Below are 257 nucleotides of genomic sequence, written 5' to 3' on the forward strand. Positions count from 1 at the left end.
AGTCTCCTTAGAGTGCCCAACTAAATGCTGGCAACTAAGAACAAGGGTTGCGCTCGTTGCGGGACTTAACCCAACATCTCACGACACGAGCTGACGACAACCATGCACCACCTGTCACTCTGTCCCCGCAAAGGGGAACGTCCTATCTCTAGGAGTGTCAGAGGATGTCAAGACCTGGTAAGGTTCTTCGCGTTGCTTCGAATTAAACCACATGCTCCACCGCTTGTGCGGGCCCCCGTCAATTCCTTTGAGTTTCA

At 52.5% G+C, this 257-nt stretch carries 1 rRNA gene; it reads right to left on the reverse strand.

Annotated features, from left to right (window positions below):
• Positions 1–257, reverse strand: a 16S ribosomal RNA gene (locus M3189_RS26685); the annotation flags it as partial.

Source organism: Neobacillus niacini (assembly GCF_023715415.1).
Lineage (GTDB): Bacteria > Bacillota > Bacilli > Bacillales > Cytobacillaceae > Neobacillus > Neobacillus niacini_C.